Source organism: Butyrivibrio sp. FCS006, assembly GCF_000424525.1.
In the GTDB taxonomy this organism is placed as follows: domain Bacteria; phylum Bacillota; class Clostridia; order Lachnospirales; family Lachnospiraceae; genus Butyrivibrio.
On the sequence record NZ_KE384203.1, the window covers coordinates 327,346 to 342,812 of the forward strand.

General features: G+C 44.6%; 11 protein-coding genes, 1 tRNA gene and 1 riboswitch. Of the genes, 3 read left to right on the forward strand and 9 right to left on the reverse strand.

Features of this window, described 5'->3' with window-relative positions:
• Positions 1-59 precede the first annotated feature (59 nt).
• The 5 genes from G633_RS0108645 to G633_RS19270 all read right to left on the reverse strand — a co-directional run bounded on the left by G633_RS0108645 (position 60) and on the right by G633_RS19270 (position 6,712).
• Positions 60-1,820 carry a methyl-accepting chemotaxis protein gene (locus G633_RS0108645; protein ID WP_026519673.1) on the reverse strand — a complete coding sequence of 587 codons (1,761 nt, stop codon included), beginning with the start codon at positions 1,818-1,820 and terminating at the stop codon, positions 60-62.
• 10 nt (positions 1,821-1,830) lie between these two features.
• A complete protein-coding gene (locus G633_RS0108650) occupies positions 1,831-3,123 on the reverse strand; it encodes an ABC transporter substrate-binding protein (RefSeq protein WP_026519674.1) in 1,293 nt (430 codons plus the stop codon).
• A gap of 122 nt (positions 3,124-3,245) precedes the next feature.
• On the reverse strand, positions 3,246-4,523 hold the full coding sequence (locus G633_RS0108655) for a phosphoribosylaminoimidazolecarboxamide formyltransferase (protein WP_242838860.1): 1,278 nt from the start codon (positions 4,521-4,523) through the stop codon (positions 3,246-3,248).
• Positions 4,426-5,148, reverse strand: coding sequence for an IMP cyclohydrolase (locus G633_RS0108660; RefSeq protein ID WP_022769750.1), 723 nt, complete (start codon positions 5,146-5,148; stop codon positions 4,426-4,428). Before G633_RS0108660 ends, G633_RS0108655 begins: the two co-directional genes overlap by 98 nt.
• Before the next feature lie 134 nt (positions 5,149-5,282).
• Positions 5,283-5,369: riboswitch (ZMP/ZTP riboswitch) on the reverse strand.
• Positions 5,370-5,401: 32 nt separating this feature from the next.
• Positions 5,402-6,712, reverse strand: a complete 1,311-nt coding sequence (locus G633_RS19270; RefSeq protein ID WP_051200070.1) for a histidine kinase — start codon at positions 6,710-6,712, stop codon at positions 5,402-5,404.
• Positions 6,713-6,829: 117 nt separating this feature from the next.
• Here G633_RS19270 and G633_RS0108670 point away from each other — a divergent pair, with 117 nt between their 5' ends.
• The gene (locus G633_RS0108670) at positions 6,830-8,365 is read left to right on the forward strand and encodes an alpha-amylase family glycosyl hydrolase (protein ID WP_026519676.1); all 1,536 of its coding nucleotides are present in this window, start codon (positions 6,830-6,832) and stop codon (positions 8,363-8,365) included.
• A 112-nt stretch (positions 8,366-8,477) separates the two neighbouring features.
• Here G633_RS0108670 and glmS read toward each other — a convergent pair whose 3' ends face one another.
• Genes glmS through nagB form a run of 4 tightly spaced genes read right to left on the reverse strand, consistent with a single transcriptional unit; the run spans position 8,478 to position 13,170 of the window.
• Positions 8,478-10,349 (reverse strand): glutamine--fructose-6-phosphate transaminase (isomerizing), encoded by a 1,872-nt coding sequence (glmS, locus tag G633_RS0108675; RefSeq protein ID WP_026519677.1) that lies wholly within the window; start codon positions 10,347-10,349, stop codon positions 8,478-8,480.
• Positions 10,350-10,355: 6 nt separating this feature from the next.
• On the reverse strand, positions 10,356-11,702 hold the full coding sequence (gene glmM, locus G633_RS0108680; RefSeq protein WP_026519678.1) for a phosphoglucosamine mutase: 1,347 nt from the start codon (positions 11,700-11,702) through the stop codon (positions 10,356-10,358).
• Positions 11,702-12,364, reverse strand: coding sequence for an acyltransferase (locus G633_RS0108685; protein WP_026519679.1), 663 nt, complete (start codon positions 12,362-12,364; stop codon positions 11,702-11,704). The genes glmM and G633_RS0108685 overlap by 1 nt, the downstream gene beginning before the upstream one ends.
• A 2-nt stretch (positions 12,365-12,366) precedes the next feature.
• The gene (gene nagB, locus G633_RS0108690) at positions 12,367-13,170 is read right to left on the reverse strand and encodes a glucosamine-6-phosphate deaminase (RefSeq protein ID WP_026519680.1); all 804 of its coding nucleotides are present in this window, start codon (positions 13,168-13,170) and stop codon (positions 12,367-12,369) included.
• Positions 13,171-13,288: 118 nt separating this feature from the next.
• Here nagB and G633_RS0108695 point away from each other — a divergent pair, with 118 nt between their 5' ends.
• Together G633_RS0108695 and G633_RS0108700 are read left to right on the forward strand one after the other, a co-directional pair.
• Positions 13,289-14,266, forward strand: coding sequence for an SH3 domain-containing protein (locus G633_RS0108695; protein WP_026519681.1), 978 nt, complete (start codon positions 13,289-13,291; stop codon positions 14,264-14,266).
• A 72-nt stretch (positions 14,267-14,338) separates the two neighbouring features.
• Positions 14,339-14,411, forward strand: a tRNA-Thr gene (locus G633_RS0108700).
• Positions 14,412-15,467: the final 1,056 nt, after the last annotated feature.

A 15,467-nucleotide genomic window follows, 5' to 3' on the forward strand; every position in this document is an offset into this window, starting at 1 on the left:
CAAATAAAAAGCTCCCATCGGAATCACTCCAATGAGAGCTTTTATGTTTCTTCTGCAGGTTAAAGCGTTACGAATTTCTGCGTAGTATCGCTAAGCTGCTCTGTAACCTCATTATTCTTATCAATAGCTTCTGTAATCTTCTTGATACCACCTACAATTTCCTGAGAGCTCTCAGCCGACTGCGAAATTGCTTGCGAACTCTCCACAACGGAAGTACTGATGAGCTGAACAGACTCAACCATCTCAGTCATTATATCATTAAGGTTTTCAGCCTTGTTATTGAAGCTTCCAAGCATTTCTTCCATAATATCCGCTGTATGCTCGTACTTTTCTCCTGTAGCAACAAATTCATCATAGTCACTTATAACCTGACCGTTGATGTAATCAAGTACAGCCTGAGCATTCTTGGCCAGATTATTAACCGCTTCGGTAACTTCGTTACTGATAACCTGGATATTTCCGGCTGTCTGCCTGCTGTTATCGGCAAGAGCACTGATTTCGGTTGCCACTACCGAGAATCCCTTTCCTGCCTCCCCGGCTCTTGCAGCCTCAATTGAAGCATTGAGTGCAAGTAGATTTGTCTGGCCTGCAATATCAAGGATAACCTTTGTAAGCTCATTGATCTGCGCAACCTTTTCAGACTCATGCACCGATTCCATAAGCGTTGCGGAGAGGTTTTCCACCTGTTCTCCTGCTTCTGCCTTTTTCTTGATCACTCTGGCCTTAAGTTCATCGGCCTCAGCCTTGATATCCCCCGCTGTCCTGGTACCTTCCGTTGCCTGATCAGCAATTTCCTGTGCAGCATTCTTAACGCTCTCAACTGATTCATTGATATGCGAAACGTTACCTGATACGGTTTCCATGCTTGCGGAAAGCTCTTCGAGAGCAGCTGAAGTATTGGTCACGTTATCATCTGCGACACGAAGCTGTGACACCACTTCCTCCGAAGATTCTGTCAGAACTATCGATCCGTCCTTTACATCTTTCATGATTCCCTGGAGAGTCTCTATAAAGTGGTTGACACCCGTAGTTATATACAAAAGCTCTGATTTGGCTTTAGTCTTTATCCTGGCTGTAAGATCACCTCTGCCTTCTTCAATGTTTGAAATAATGACATTAACTTCATCCGAGATGCTTCTGATCTTTTTAACAATATTCTTGTAGCTGATAAGGAAGCTGAAAATGATCAGCGCTATAATTACAATAATGCCGATGGCAGCCGTCACCTGTCCGGAATTAAACAGTGCCTGCATCTTCTGAGTCGTAGCTGATGCAGACTCATTTATTGCCTCATCAAGAATATTTGTGGAGTGGAAAATAGCAACCTTTTGAATCTCGGCTTTATCAAAAAGAATGGAATAAGCAGAATCCTTGTCTCCCGAATCACACTTAGTCATGGAAGAATCTATAAACTTACTCATTCTCTGATATTGCCCTCTGATCTCACTCATCTGGGCAATTGCCTTTTCATTCCCAATTGCCTGGAAGTCATTTTCCAGTGCAGATATATCTTCTTCAATGGTAGCCTTAACAGCATTTATCTGCGGCAGTAATGCCTGTTTGGTCTCATCAGCAGAGGCAGCCACATAACCGGTTGTCTGGTCATACAAAGACATGACGTCGTTCTTAAGCATAGCTTCATGCTGTGTAAGTGTCATCATGGTTTTAAACATTGAGATACTGCTGCTTGTAGAGGTATCCATTGATGACATGACAAAGGACATTACAATGACAAAAGCGATCAAAATGGCCACATTTGCAACTGCTATCTGGAACATAATAGAATTGATTTTTTTCACTTTGATTTTTTCTTCTCTCATGCTCCCCTCCTTATAATTTCGAATACCATTCTGTGGCAACTTTCTTGAACTCTTTTACAAAGCCGGATACATCAAGTTCACCCTTTGCAAATTTCTGATACACAAACGACAATCCCTTCTGCCCCAGACCCTCAGTCATTTCCATCCAATGCCAGCTGGAGGTCTTTCCCGATGAAATGTAACTTGAAATTACAGGAGCAAACGGATCGGAAGCCACATATTTACAGTCTACAAAGGGACTTACGAAACCGGCTTGTTCAACCAGTATCTGCTGTGCGCTATCCTCAGAGCACCACTGAAGGAACGCCAAAGCCGCATCAACATTGCCTTCCTTTGGTACCGCCCACCAGTTGGGTGCGCTTGTAAGAATTGTATCCATCCCATCTTCAAATGCATATGGCACCATACCCACTTCAAAGCTTCCTGCCTTAGCATAGTCATCTGAACCTGAAAGAGTTGCACCTATCCAGGAACCCTGAGTAACAAATGCATATTTACCAGCAGCAAACCCGGCCACCTGATCATCATATGTTCCGCTTACAAGAAGATTCGGATCTGAGTACTCATTGAAAAGACCTATCATCTCTGCATAGTGCGTAAGACGATTTTCATCCACACCGCCGCCATTAGACATCAGGTCAATATAGGTAGTATCCGATCTTGAAAGGCCCGAATCGATATAAGCTCCTGTCAGGTGGTTACCTGCTGACCATCCAAGATTTTCCGGCTCAGCAGAATAGCCGATCACCGCCTTAAGACCAAGCTGTTCTTTTTTAGCATCGATAGTCTCAAAGGCTTTTTTCATGGCGTCAGGACCTGTTATTGAAGCCGGATCTACACCGGCTTTTGTAAGAATGTCTTTATTATAAGCAAGTCCAATAGCCTCTGTTGTATATGGAAATCCTAAAGTTCCGTATGTCGAATCTTTATAAGCAGCATCGGTTCTTGATGCCCACGCCTGATCGCTCATATCTACGAGAAGGCCTTCCCAGTTTCCAAATCCCGAAGACTCGCAAGCTATGATATCAGGCATCTGATCTGACAAATAATATCCTTTGAGGGTAGCCTGCGCATCAACACCACTCTGCACAGTCATTATATTGACCTTTACCCCCGTATCCTTCTCATATAGCTGAGCAAGGGCCTCCAATTGGCTTGTGACCTCACTCTTGATATTTAATAAAGAGATAGAGCTGACACTTTCAGTGGTATCTGCTTCTATCTCTTTATTTTGTCCGCAGCCTGACAATATGCAAGTGAGCATGATCACCAGCGCCAGCGATAAACTATAAAGTTTTTTCATAGCGCGCATCCTTTCTTTTCACAAAATAAACCAAGGGGTGTACATATAAATTGTACGTTATTGCGCGCATATAATCATGTTTTTTAAGTTTATTTAATCCATTTTTAACACATTTATAAATATTAGTGATGGAAAAGACGAAGGCCTGTGAATGCCATAACCATGTCGTGGCTGTTAGCAGCTTCTATTACATTGTCGTCTCTTACTGAACCTCCGGGCTGAGCAACATATTTAACACCGCTTCTGAATGCTCTCTCGATGTTATCTCCAAATGGGAAAAACGCATCTGAGCCAAGAGCTACATCTGTATTTTTATTCAGCCAGGCTCTCTTTTCCTCAGCTGTGAATACAGGTGGCTGCTCCTTGAAGATGTTCTGCCACTTGCCGTCTGCAAGTACGTCCATGTAGTCCTCACCGATGTAGAGGTCGATGGCGTTGTCTCTGTCAGGGCGCTTGATAGAATCAAGGAAAGGAAGGTTCAGAACCTGAGGTGCCTGACGAAGGAACCAGTTATCTGCCTTGTTTCCTGCAAGTCTTGTGCAGTGGATTCTGGACTGCTGTCCTGCTCCGATACCGATGGCTGCTCCGCCCTTTACATAGCAAACAGAGTTTGACTGTGTGTACTTAAGGGTGATAAGAGCGATCTTGAGGTCGATGAGTGCTGCCTCAGGAAGGTCCTTGTTATCTGTAACGATGTTCTCAAACATCTTGTTGTCTATCTCAATGAAGTTGTGACCCTGCTCGAAGGTGATACCGAAAACCTGCTTCTTCTCAATATCCTCGGGAACATAACTTGGATCAACCTTGATAACTGCGTAATTTCCGCCCTTCTTAGCCTTTAAGATCTCAAGAGCCTCGTCTGTATAGCCGGGAGCAATGATACCGTCGGAAACTTCTCTTTTAACAAGACGAGCTGTATCAGCATCGCACTCATCTGAAAGAGAAATGAAATCACCAAAGGATGACATTCTGTCTGCGCCACGTGCTCTTGCGTAAGCGTTTGCAAGAGGGCTGAGCTCACCAAGATCCTCTACCCAGTAGATCTTCTTCTCGATATCTGTAAGAGGTGTTCCTACTGCTGCGCCGGCAGGTGATACATGCTTGAAAGATGTAGCTGCAGGAAGTCCTGTTGCCTTTTTAAGCTCAGAAACAAGCTGCCAGCCATTTAATGCATCAAGGAGGTTGATGTAGCCGGGACGGCCGTTAAGTACCTCAATTGGAAGGTCTGCGCCGTTTTCCATATATACACGTGAAGGCTTCTGGTTAGGGTTGCATCCGTATTTTAACTGAATCTCGTTCATATTATTTCTCCTCCTTCTTGAAGTTCTTGTTGTAGATCCTTGTCTCTTTTGCTCCTGTTGCGATATCGATATATCTTGTGAAAAGAGATACCTTGTTATCTGCGTTAAGCGCTGTCCAAACATCATCTGTGAACTTGTTGATGTCGCCTGAGATATTTACCTGTGTAGGCTCTCCCTCAAAGCTTGGAAGCGGATTGCCATCGCCCTGGTAAGTGTGGATAAAGTATCCCTCTCCTGCCTTGGGATTCTCGTATGTGTAAGTAAATCTCTGACATGATGAAGGATCGCCGTGGTTGCTCTTAAGGATTGAGAGAGCAAAGTCATATTTTCCGCCCTTAACGTTCATGATGCCTGAAATTCTGGGTGTGTAGTTAGGCGCATCGGGCTCGAACTCTCTTGTTCTGAGTGACTCCTCAAAGCTCTGTCCTGCCTGCATAAGCTCATAAATTGTATCTGTCTGATCACCGTTTGTAACGATGGTGGATGTTCCGCGAACACGAACAGGTGCATAGATGATAAGGCTTGGGTCCTCCATCTTGGACTCATCGAAAGCCTGGGTGCGGATTCCGTCTCCATCCTCTACGAATACTCTGTTTCTTGAGTTCTCGCTTCTTCCCATGATGAAGTATGCGCAAACTGCATACTTGCCATCCTCGGATGTTCCAAGGATGATGCCCCTTCCCGGATAGGTAGTGCTGCTAAGTTCTTCTTTGAGATTAAACATTTGTCCTCCTTCTCCTTGTCCCGCTGCACTAAACTCGAAAATACCTCGTTAAGTGCACGTGACTGGTTCGCACTAGGCTCGACAATACCTCACCAAGTGCTCTACACAAAAAACCGCCTGAGCATAGCGCTAAAAGCGGTTGCCCAGGCGGTCGACTGTTCAAAATTATTATCTGTACTCCCATGTGGTTACCCACTTATCCGCCAGTTGTACAGACACATATAACATACACTTTTGAGGCCAAAATTTCAAGTCAATTTTTGGGAATTCTGATCTCAATTTTAGTTCCTTTTCCGATTTCAGAGTTTATGAGCATGTCGGCATTTTCCATGATCTTTATCCTGTCTCTGACGTTGCGAAGGCCGATGTGTTCACCGGAAAGCTTGTCCATTTTATTGTATTCGTCTACATCAAAGCCTGCTCCGTTGTCTTCTATGCAAACCCTGAAATAATCTCCGCAGTCATCGGACGAGATGATAAGAAGCCCTTTTTCTCCGTTCTTCTTTTTGCAAAGTCCGTGCTTTATGGCATTTTCAGCCATGGGCTGGACGGTAAGTGCCGGTATGGTGAAGTTTGTGGCATTTATCCTGTATTCCACATCGAACCTTCCATCGAATCTGACCTTTTCGATGTCGAGATAAACCTTGGTGTGCTCAAGCTCTTTTTCAAAAGGAATAGGTTCTTTACTCTCGATAGAACCGATGCTCTGGCGAAGGTAATCCGCAAGATTGTTGACCACATACTTGGCCTTATCCTTATCAACATCGCACAGAACATAGATCGAATTCAGCGTATTGTAGAGGAAATGAGGCTTTATCTGAGAAAGCGCTATTCTCTGTCTCATATCTTCCAGCTCGTCATCCTGTCTTTTGATCTTATCTCTCTGCTCGATCATGGTCAGAACATTGTCCTGCAAAGCCTGCATGAACATGATCAGCACACAGACGCAGATTGCATAGTTTGAAAGAGACATTCCTATAAAAAGATTTACTATGGCCGTAAGTGTCGGAATGGCGGCAAAGATGACTATTACTGTAAACCTTCTTTTGTTGAAAAGATGCCTGTGAGTAATAACGTACACTACGGAAATAAGGACAGGTATAAAAAACAAAACTGACCAGATGGTAAAGCCGGGGCCTCTGGAGTACAGATTTGTCATGGGATCTATCCAATATATGAATTTGTTAAAGTAGGAGATAACATGAAACAGGAGCGTTGCTGTCGAAATAGCAACAATCCCGCGCAAAAGGCCCTTGCCCCTTCCCTCATCACTCATGGACTGAACAATATACAGGCAGTACAGGACAGGAAGAATCGCTATCAGAGAAAAAGTCATGAAATTGCCAAAAATATTTAAATAATAAGCACTCTTGCCCGGGGTCCCGTTTATATACCATGCAACACCATCACAAAGCAGAAGAATACCAACCAAAAGCTCAATGGACCCGAGAGCTCTGTATTGTTTTTTGATGTAAGAACTGGTTAAAAACAGATAAACAGCAGCGACGAAAGAAAGCACTGCGCTAAGGATTTCAGTACTGGCATAGATATATTTTGCAACCATAGCAGAATCTCCCCACATTTACCGGAAACGTTTCCGAATATTCTGGCAAGAAAAACTTTTATGTGTTATTGTTAATAATAATATATCAAAATTTAGAAAATTTGGGGAGGTATTCCTATGCCCGGCTGGTTAAAAGATGCAATATTTTATGAGATTTATCCTCAGTCCTTTAAGGATACAAACGGAGACGGAATCGGAGATTTTAACGGTATCATTGAAAAGCTCGATTATGTAAAAGAGCTCGGCTGTAATGCCCTTTGGATCAACCCCTGCTACGATTCTCCTTTCAAAGATGCAGGCTATGATGTTCGCGACTATAAGAAGGTTGCAGAGAGATACGGAAGCAATGAGGATCTCTACAATCTCTTTAAGATTGCCCACGAAAAGGGCATACACGTGCTGCTTGACCTTGTTCCCGGACACACCTCCGAGGAGCATGAGTGGTTTTTGGAGAGCAAAAAGGCTGAAAGAAACGAATTCTCTGACAGATACATCTGGACAAACGGCTGGATCGAAGGAATCGCAGGACACCCTTATATAGGCGGAGAGGCTGACAGAAACGGCTGCTATATGCTCAACTTCTTTAAGTGCCAGCCTGCCCTTAACTACGGCTTTGCTAAAAGAACCGAAAGCTGGCAGAAGGCTCCCGATGATCCGGCATGTATCGCCACAAGGGAAGCCATGAAGGATGTTATGCGCTTCTGGCTTGATAAGGGATGCGATGGCTTTAGAGTTGATATGGCTGATTCTCTGGTTAAGGACGATGACGAGAACAAGTCCGCAACCGGCGCCATCTGGAAGAACATCAGAGAAATGCTGGATAATGAATATCCCGAGGCAGCCATCATCTCCGAGTGGAGTAATCCCAAGCAGGCCCTTAAGTACGGCTTCCATGCAGATTTCTACCTCGATCACCGCGGAAACGGCTACAACACTCTTCTTCGCGACTATGAGACCGATGGCGGCGATAAGAGCTTCCTTAAAAAGGACAGCCACGGCGATATCATGAGGTTCTTAAACGACTATCTGCCCAAGTACGATGCCACCAGAAAGGACGGCTATATTAGCTTTATCACCTGCAACCACGACACTCCAAGGCCACGCAGGACTCTTGGCATGGACGAGCTTAAGATCGCGTATGCGATGTTCCTGACACTTCCCGGTGTTCCGTTTATCTACTACGGCGATGAAATTGGTATGAGATATTTTGAGCTTCCAACCAAGGAGGGCGGTTATACCAGGACAGGTACCAGAACTCCCATGCAGTGGAGCGAAGGCAAGAACAAGGGCTTCTCTACTGCCCCTGCCGACAAGCTCTATCTCCCGGTTGACCCATCAGATGATGCTCCGACAGTAGAGTCTCAGGAAAAAGACCCTTCATCGCTCTTAAACACAGTAAAGGCTCTTACTAAGCTCCGCCACGAGTATAAAGACCTTCAGGCAGATTCAGAGTTTGAGATCATTTATGCGGAAGCGGATGAGTTCCCGTTTGTGTATAAGAGAGGGGATCTGATAGTTGCTATAAATCCTTCAGATAAAAAGACCTCAGCCACTCTTCCCAAGAATACGACTAAGGTATTCGAGATTGGAGAAACTGAGATTAAGGATGCTTCGCTGCATATGCAGCCACAGAGTTTTGTGGTGCTGAAGTAATAATAAAGAGTCAAATGGGGACGGGTCTAAGTCAGGGGGACGGTTCTCTTGACTCCTCAAGAGGAGTCAAGAGAACCGTCCCCCTGACTTAGACCCGTCCCCTGGCTTATTTTTACTCTACAGTTACACTCTTTGCCAGATTCCTTGGCTTATCAACATCAAGTCCCTTAGCAACGCTGGTGTAGTAACCAAGGAGCTGCAAAGGAATGATCGCCAAACTTCCCACAAAGTGTTCATCAACCTTAGGAATATAAACAGTAAAGTCTACCTGATCCTCAATGTTGTATCTTCCGTAGGTTGTAAGTCCCATAAGGTATGCGCCACGGCTCTTGCACTCAGCCATGTTGGAGATTGTCTTCTCAAGAAGTGATGGCTGTGTGAGAACACCGATAACAAGAGTTCCGTCCTCGATAAGAGAGATGGTTCCGTGCTTAAGCTCTCCTGCTGCGTATGCCTCTGAATGAATATAGCTGATCTCTTTCATCTTAAGGCTTCCCTCAAGTGAAATCGCATAGTCTATACCTCTTCCGATAAAGAAGATATCGTGAGCATTTGCGTACTTTGCGGAGAACCACTGGATACGATCTTTCTCGTCAAGGATCTTCTCGATCTTGGCAGGGATGCTCTGGATTTCTTTTATATAATATGCAAGCTTATCATCGCCATCCAAAGTTTCTCTTACTTCAGCGAGCTTTAATGTAAGGAGATATCCGCAGATAAGCTGACAGCTGTATGCCTTGGTTGTGGCAACTGAGATCTCAGGGCCTGCAAGGGTATACATTACATGGTCTGCCTCTCTTGCGATGGATGATCCAACTACGTTTACAATAGCAAGAGTCTTAATTCCGCTCTCCTTGGCAAGACGAAGGGCTGCCAGTGAATCAGCTGTCTCTCCTGACTGGGAGATAACAACTGCCAGAGCGTTCTTATCAAGAGGCATCTTACGATATCTGAACTCTGATGCAAGCTCAACTCTTACAGGAATTCCTGCAAGCTCCTCGATGATATACTGCATCTCCATGCCAACGTGCCATGCGGATCCGCAGGCAATGACATAGATCTGAGAAATCTCTTTTGCCTCTTCATCGGTAATTCCAACCTCGGAGAGATCGATCTTACCGTCTGTTACGTACTTGCCGATGGTATCAGCAACTGCCTTGGGCTGCTCGTGGATCTCCTTCATCATGAAGTGCTCAAATCCACCCTTTTCAGCAGCTTCTGCAGAGAAGGTTACTGTTGTAACGTCCTTCTCAACCTCATCACCGTCAAGGTTAAAGAATGTAACCTCACCGGCTCTGATACGTGCCATTTCCATGTTATCGATGTAATAAACATCTCTTGTATACTTAAGGATGGCAGGTACGTCGGAAGCGATAAAGGACTCATCGTCCTTAACACCGATGATCATAGGTGACTGCTGTCTTGCGACATAGATCTCACCCGGATAATCCTTGAACATAACTTCAAGGGCGTAGGAACCACGTACTCTCACCAAAGTCTTAGCGATAGCATCGATGGGGCCTACCTTATATTTCTTGTAGTAGTAGTCCACAAGCTTGATCAGAACCTCAGTATCAGTATCTGAATAGAACTTGTAATTATGTCTGATGAGCTTTTCCTTGAGTTCCTGGAAATTCTCGATAATACCGTTGTGAACACCTACAACCTCAGATTCTACTTCTCCGGAACCTGATCCTGTGCAGTTTCCGCTCACATGGGGATGTGCATTGATAAGGCTTGGTGCACCGTGGGTAGCCCATCTGGTATGACCGATACCACACTCACCTGAAAGTGCATATCCTCCGTTAGTTTTATTGGAGAGATTCTCCAGTTTACCTACAGCCTTTACGACTACTGCCTGATCTGCACCGTTTCTTACTGCGATTCCGGCAGAATCATATCCTCTGTACTCAAGTTTTGAAAGTCCATCAAGCAGAATTGGTCCTGCCTGCTTATGGCCTATATATCCTACTATTCCACACATATAAATTTACTCCAAATGACCTTTCTTCTGGATCACATCAATTACCTGATCCACATATTTTTCGCAGATTTCATCGCTCTCTGCCTCAACCATTACACGAATAACAGGCTCTGTACCTGACTCTCTTACAAGGATACGTCCTGTATCGCCGAGGGCCTTTGCAACTTCATCAACTGCATTCTGTACATCAGGGTCGTTCTGTGCATCGGGCTTACTCTTTACTCTTACATTCTTAAGAACCTGAGGATAGAAAACAACAGGAGCTGCAAGAGCACTAAGAGGCTTCTCTTTTGCAAGCATAACCTCCATGAGCTTAAGAGATGTTAAAATCCCGTCTCCGGTGGTTGCATACTTGGTGAAGATGATGTGTCCTGACTGCTCTCCACCTACGCGGTGACCATAAGTTACCATGTTCTCGTAAACGTACTTGTCACCAACCTTGGTCTTCTCGTACTCGATACCAACCTTATCAAGAGCCTTGTAAAGGCCAAAGTTACTCATTACTGTTGTAACAACCTTGTTATTAGCAAGAGCGCCTCTCTCCTTGAGGTAAAGGCCGTAGATGTAGATGATGTGATCACCTGTGATAACATTTCCGTTCTCATCTACAGCAAGGCATCTGTCAGCATCGCCGTCAAAAGCAAATCCGACATCAAGGCCCTTCTCAACAACAAACTTCTGCAGATGCTCGATATGAGTTGATCCGCAATCTGTATTGATGTTAAGGCCGTCAGGCTCATTGTTTATAACATAAGTCTTGGCACCAAGTGCATCAAATACAGCCTTAGCAACCTGCCATGAAGCACCGTTAGCGCAGTCAAGTCCGACCTTCTTATCCTTGAAGCTGAACTTAGAGTTGGAAATAAGGTATCCTACATAGCGGTTTCTACCTGCAACGTAGTCAACTGTTCTTCCGATATCTGCTCTTTCTGCAACAGGGATCTCAATCTTGCCGTCGATATAATCCTCAACGCGAAGGATTGTTTCTTCGTCCATCTTCTCACCGTTGCCGTTAAAGAGCTTGATACCGTTGTCATAGAATGGATTGTGAGATGCGCTGATCATGATACCGCAGTCAAAATCATCAACTCTTGTGATGTAAGCAACTGAAGGAGTTGTTGTAACGTGCATGATATAAGCATCTGCTCCGCTGGCCATAAGACCTGTACAAAGAGCGTACTCAAACATGTAGCTGCTTCTTCTTGTGTCTTTTCCGATAACAACCTTAGCCTTCTTGCCATGGTTAGCACCATAGTACCAGCCAAGATATCTACCGATCTGTACTGCATGCTCAAAGGTCAGGTTCTTGTTAGCCTCACCTCTGAAGCCGTCTGTTCCGAAATATTTACCCATTATCTGTCCTCCTTGTGGATGATTTCTCCACTGTTCTTATAAATAGAATTCTCAGGAACAACTCCCCTTACGCAGGAAGTCGGATAAACGTTGGAATTACGGCCAATCACGGTACCGGGGTTGCAGACTGAATTGCAGCCGACCTCAACGTGGTCACCCAGCATAGCACCGAACTTCTTCATGCCTGTCTCGATATTCTCAGTTCCGTTGTGAACAACAACGAGATTCTTGTCACTCTTTACATTGGAAGTGATGGAGCCTGCGCCCATGTGTGAGTAGTATCCGAGGATACTGTCACCCACATAGTTGTAGTGAGGAGTCTGAACGTGATCAAAGAGGATAACGTTCTTGAGCTCAACGCTGTTTCCTACTACGCAGTCAGCACCTACAAGGGCTGATCCTCTGATAAATGCGCCGTGTCTAACCTCAGTATTGGGTCCGATGATACATGGACTTCCAAGGTATGCGCTCTCAAATACGGTAGCGCTCTTGTGCACCCAGACATTCTCCTTAACCTCTGTATACTCATCTCCGAGCTTTGGTCCAAGTTCAAGGATGAAATCCTTGATACCCTTTAAAGCCTCCCAGGGATAAGTGAACTGACGCAGATAGTCTGCGGCAAGTGTATGATCGAGATCATACAGATCTGTAATAGTGTACATGATTACAGCCTCTCTTTCTTCTCTATATCGAGGAAATACTTGTAAGTATCTACAGTAAGTTCCCCACAAGCCGGCTCATCGCAGGCTATGATAGCACCGTTATGCATCTGAAGTGCACTGCAGGTCCACTTTGAGCTGACAGCACCCTCTACGGTTGCTGCAAGTGCTCTTGCTTTGTTATGACCGTTTATAAGAATAAGAACTTCCTTGGAATCTGTTACTGTTCCAACACCAACAGAGAGAGCCTGTGCAGGTACTGCCTCAGGATTGTTTCCAAAGAATCTTGAGTTTACGATTCTTGTATCAGAGGTAAGATCTCTTACTCCTGTACGTGATGTAAGGCTTGTATATGGCTCGTTAAAAGCAATATGGCCATCTACACCGATACCACCCATAAACAGGTCGATACCGCCGTAGGATGCGATCTTCTTCTCGTACTCTTCACACTCTTTTACCGGATCATCAGTCATGCCGTTAAGAATATTGATATTCTCAGGCTTCATGTCCACGAGGTGATTGAAGAGATTGTCATGCATGAAATACCAGTAGGACTGGTCGTGCTCACGAGGAAGCCCTAAGTACTCATCCATATTAAATGTAACTACGTTGGCAAAAGAGATCTCTCCTGCCTTATTCATTCTTACCAGTTCCTTGTAAACCCCGATTGGGCTGGATCCTGTAGGAAGTCCAAGTACAAACGGACGATCCTTCTCCGGTCCATTGTTGTGTTCCCCAACACGCATCTTGATATAATTTGCTGCCCAAACGCACATCTTTTCGTAATTGTCCTGAATTACTACTCTCATAAGTTTCGTTCCTTTCTTAGGTTTTATGTGCATATAGAGTAATTATATGTTTTCACATTCTGTTAGTCAAATTACAGAAATTTGACATATTTTTAAGGCAGATGTAAAATTTCTACCGATGAAGAACAAACGTATTAATATAAAGAACTTAATATTGCTTTCTGCATTTGCAGCATCTTTTTCAGTACTGGGATGTCTTGCTGCTTTTTCCGACAGATCAAAGATAGACGCTGTTCCTGCTGATATATCAGGTCAGGAACTTACCGCTGCTGTTGCAAGCTCAATCGATGACGCAGCAGAGCAGGTGATCGCATCAAATGCAGATCTGTCTACCGAGACTTTTAATGTTACTACTCAGGAGACAAGCGCTACTCTGGAGAGAACAGTTTTTACCGTAACCGAGTATGAAGCCCCTGTCACAATGTACACCAGTGACACGGTTAATGTGAGAAGCGGAGCAGGAACCGACTACGACAAGATTGGCAAGCTCAGATGGGGTTCTGAGACCCAGGTTACAGGCGAGACCGACAACGGCTGGTACGAAGTTGCCTTTGGTGACACCACCGCCTTTATTATAGGTGACTACATGGTCACAGAGCTTCCCGGAACGCCCCTGGTATTCGTCGGTGATTCAAGAACCGTTCAGATGCAGAAGGCCGTTGGCTCCACAGACAAAGCTTACATAGCCAAGATTGGTGAAGGTTACAGCTGGTTCAAGAACACAGCCCTTTCAGAGATTCCAAGCTATGCAGGAACAGGCACCACAATGATCATCAACTTCGGTGTCAATGACCTGGCAAATGCAAGCAAGTATATACAGCTCGTCAACAGCAACATCGACGCCTGGACAGAAGCAGGTATCACAGTCTACTACGCAGCCGTAACTCCGGTTGGAAACTGCAGCAGCGTTTCAAATGCTCAGATTGAGAACTTCAACGCAAGACTTCAGTCAGAGCTTGACCCGAGGGTTCAGTGGCTTGACGGCTACACATACCTCACTCAGACAGGTTTCTCAACCGCTGATGGCCTGCATTACAACAATGATACATACAGAAGTTTGTACTCCTACTACATGTCAGTAATAACTCAGGCTTAATTTTATTTTGCAATTGACATCGACTTCACATCCCGTTATAATAGTCTTTGCGATTGCCGAAAAGGCAAGCAAGCTGTTGTAGCACAGTCGGTAGTGCGTCGCATTGGTAGTGCGGAGGTCACGAGTTCGATTCTCGTCAGCAGCTCGATCGTAAACAGCCCTCAAAGCCAGAAAATACCTGGCCTTGAGGGTTTTTCTTTGCCCTATTCAATTTCCCCCTTTTTTACCTACCAAAACCAAAAACCTACCACTTACCTACCGGAACATTGAAAAGACAACAATAATATGTTATAAAACAAGTGTAGCTACAGTAATTACATCGCGTTTCGGTTCACTTGAGCGGAGGCGCGGTGTTTTTATTTTGAGTCAATGGGGACGGTTCTCTTTGACTCCCGAAACGAGTCAGGGGGACGGTTCTTTTGACTTCCTGCCATGGCTATCTATGCCCCACTGCCCGAGGGTTGTAGCAGAAGTGGAAGCTCCCGGCTTTGGGACATGACAAATTCAGACAAAAGAGACTCCTCCTGGCTTGAATCTGTGGCAAATACCCAGGTTATATCTACCGGGACATGAAAAAATCGAGCACAAGGGGCTCCTCCCAGCTTGAATCTGTGGCAAACATCTAGGTTATTGCTTCCGGGACATGAAAAATGCAAGCACAAGGGGCTCCTCCTGGCTTGAATCTGTGGCAAACATCTAGGTTATTGCTTCCGGGACATGAAAAAAGCAAGCACAAGGATCTCTTCCTGGCTTAAATCTGTGGCAATCAGCCAGATTATTGCTGCCGGGGCATGAAAAACAAGCATAAAAGCCAGCTCTGAGAAAGGATTTGCGCTAGGGAGGCTAGCATAACAAGTGGCAAAATCTTTAATCTGAGGATTTTCTATACATATGAATAAAATCGGGGTCGGGATATTGAAAATGTAGAGGATCAAAAACTTTGTTTCTTGCTATTTCTATATATAGCTTTGTAACATGCCTTTAGGTATAGAAATCTGTTTACGGGCCCGAATAGCTTTCTATATATATGATCAAAAATAAGTAAAAGGTATAGAAATAAAGGCTTCCAAAGTTTTTGTGCAAATTTCTTTTCTATATATATCAAGTAAACTCCTCGCAGTGTATAGAAAACACAGCAAACAAAGAGTTTTTGAACAAAATCATTGAATCCTTAGTCATGCAGAGCAAATCATTCGCTGGT

Coding starts and splice junctions, on each gene's coding strand:
- G633_RS0108695 (WP_026519681.1), top strand. CDS start 13,289: ATGAAGAACAAACGTATTAATATAAAGAACTTAATATTGCTTTCTGCA.
- nagB (WP_026519680.1), bottom strand. CDS start 13,170: ATGAGAGTAGTAATTCAGGACAATTACGAAAAGATGTGCGTTTGGGCA.
- glmM (WP_026519678.1), bottom strand. CDS start 11,702: ATGGGTAAATATTTCGGAACAGACGGCTTCAGAGGTGAGGCTAACAAG.
- G633_RS0108685 (WP_026519679.1), bottom strand. CDS start 12,364: ATGTACACTATTACAGATCTGTATGATCTCGATCATACACTTGCCGCA.
- G633_RS0108660 (WP_022769750.1), bottom strand. CDS start 5,148: ATGTTTAATCTCAAAGAAGAACTTAGCAGCACTACCTATCCGGGAAGG.
- G633_RS0108645 (WP_026519673.1), bottom strand. CDS start 1,820: ATGAGAGAAGAAAAAATCAAAGTGAAAAAAATCAATTCTATTATGTTC.
- G633_RS0108670 (WP_026519676.1), top strand. CDS start 6,830: ATGCCCGGCTGGTTAAAAGATGCAATATTTTATGAGATTTATCCTCAG.
- glmS (WP_026519677.1), bottom strand. CDS start 10,349: ATGTGTGGAATAGTAGGATATATAGGCCATAAGCAGGCAGGACCAATT.
- G633_RS0108650 (WP_026519674.1), bottom strand. CDS start 3,123: ATGAAAAAACTTTATAGTTTATCGCTGGCGCTGGTGATCATGCTCACT.
- G633_RS19270 (WP_051200070.1), bottom strand. CDS start 6,712: ATGGTTGCAAAATATATCTATGCCAGTACTGAAATCCTTAGCGCAGTG.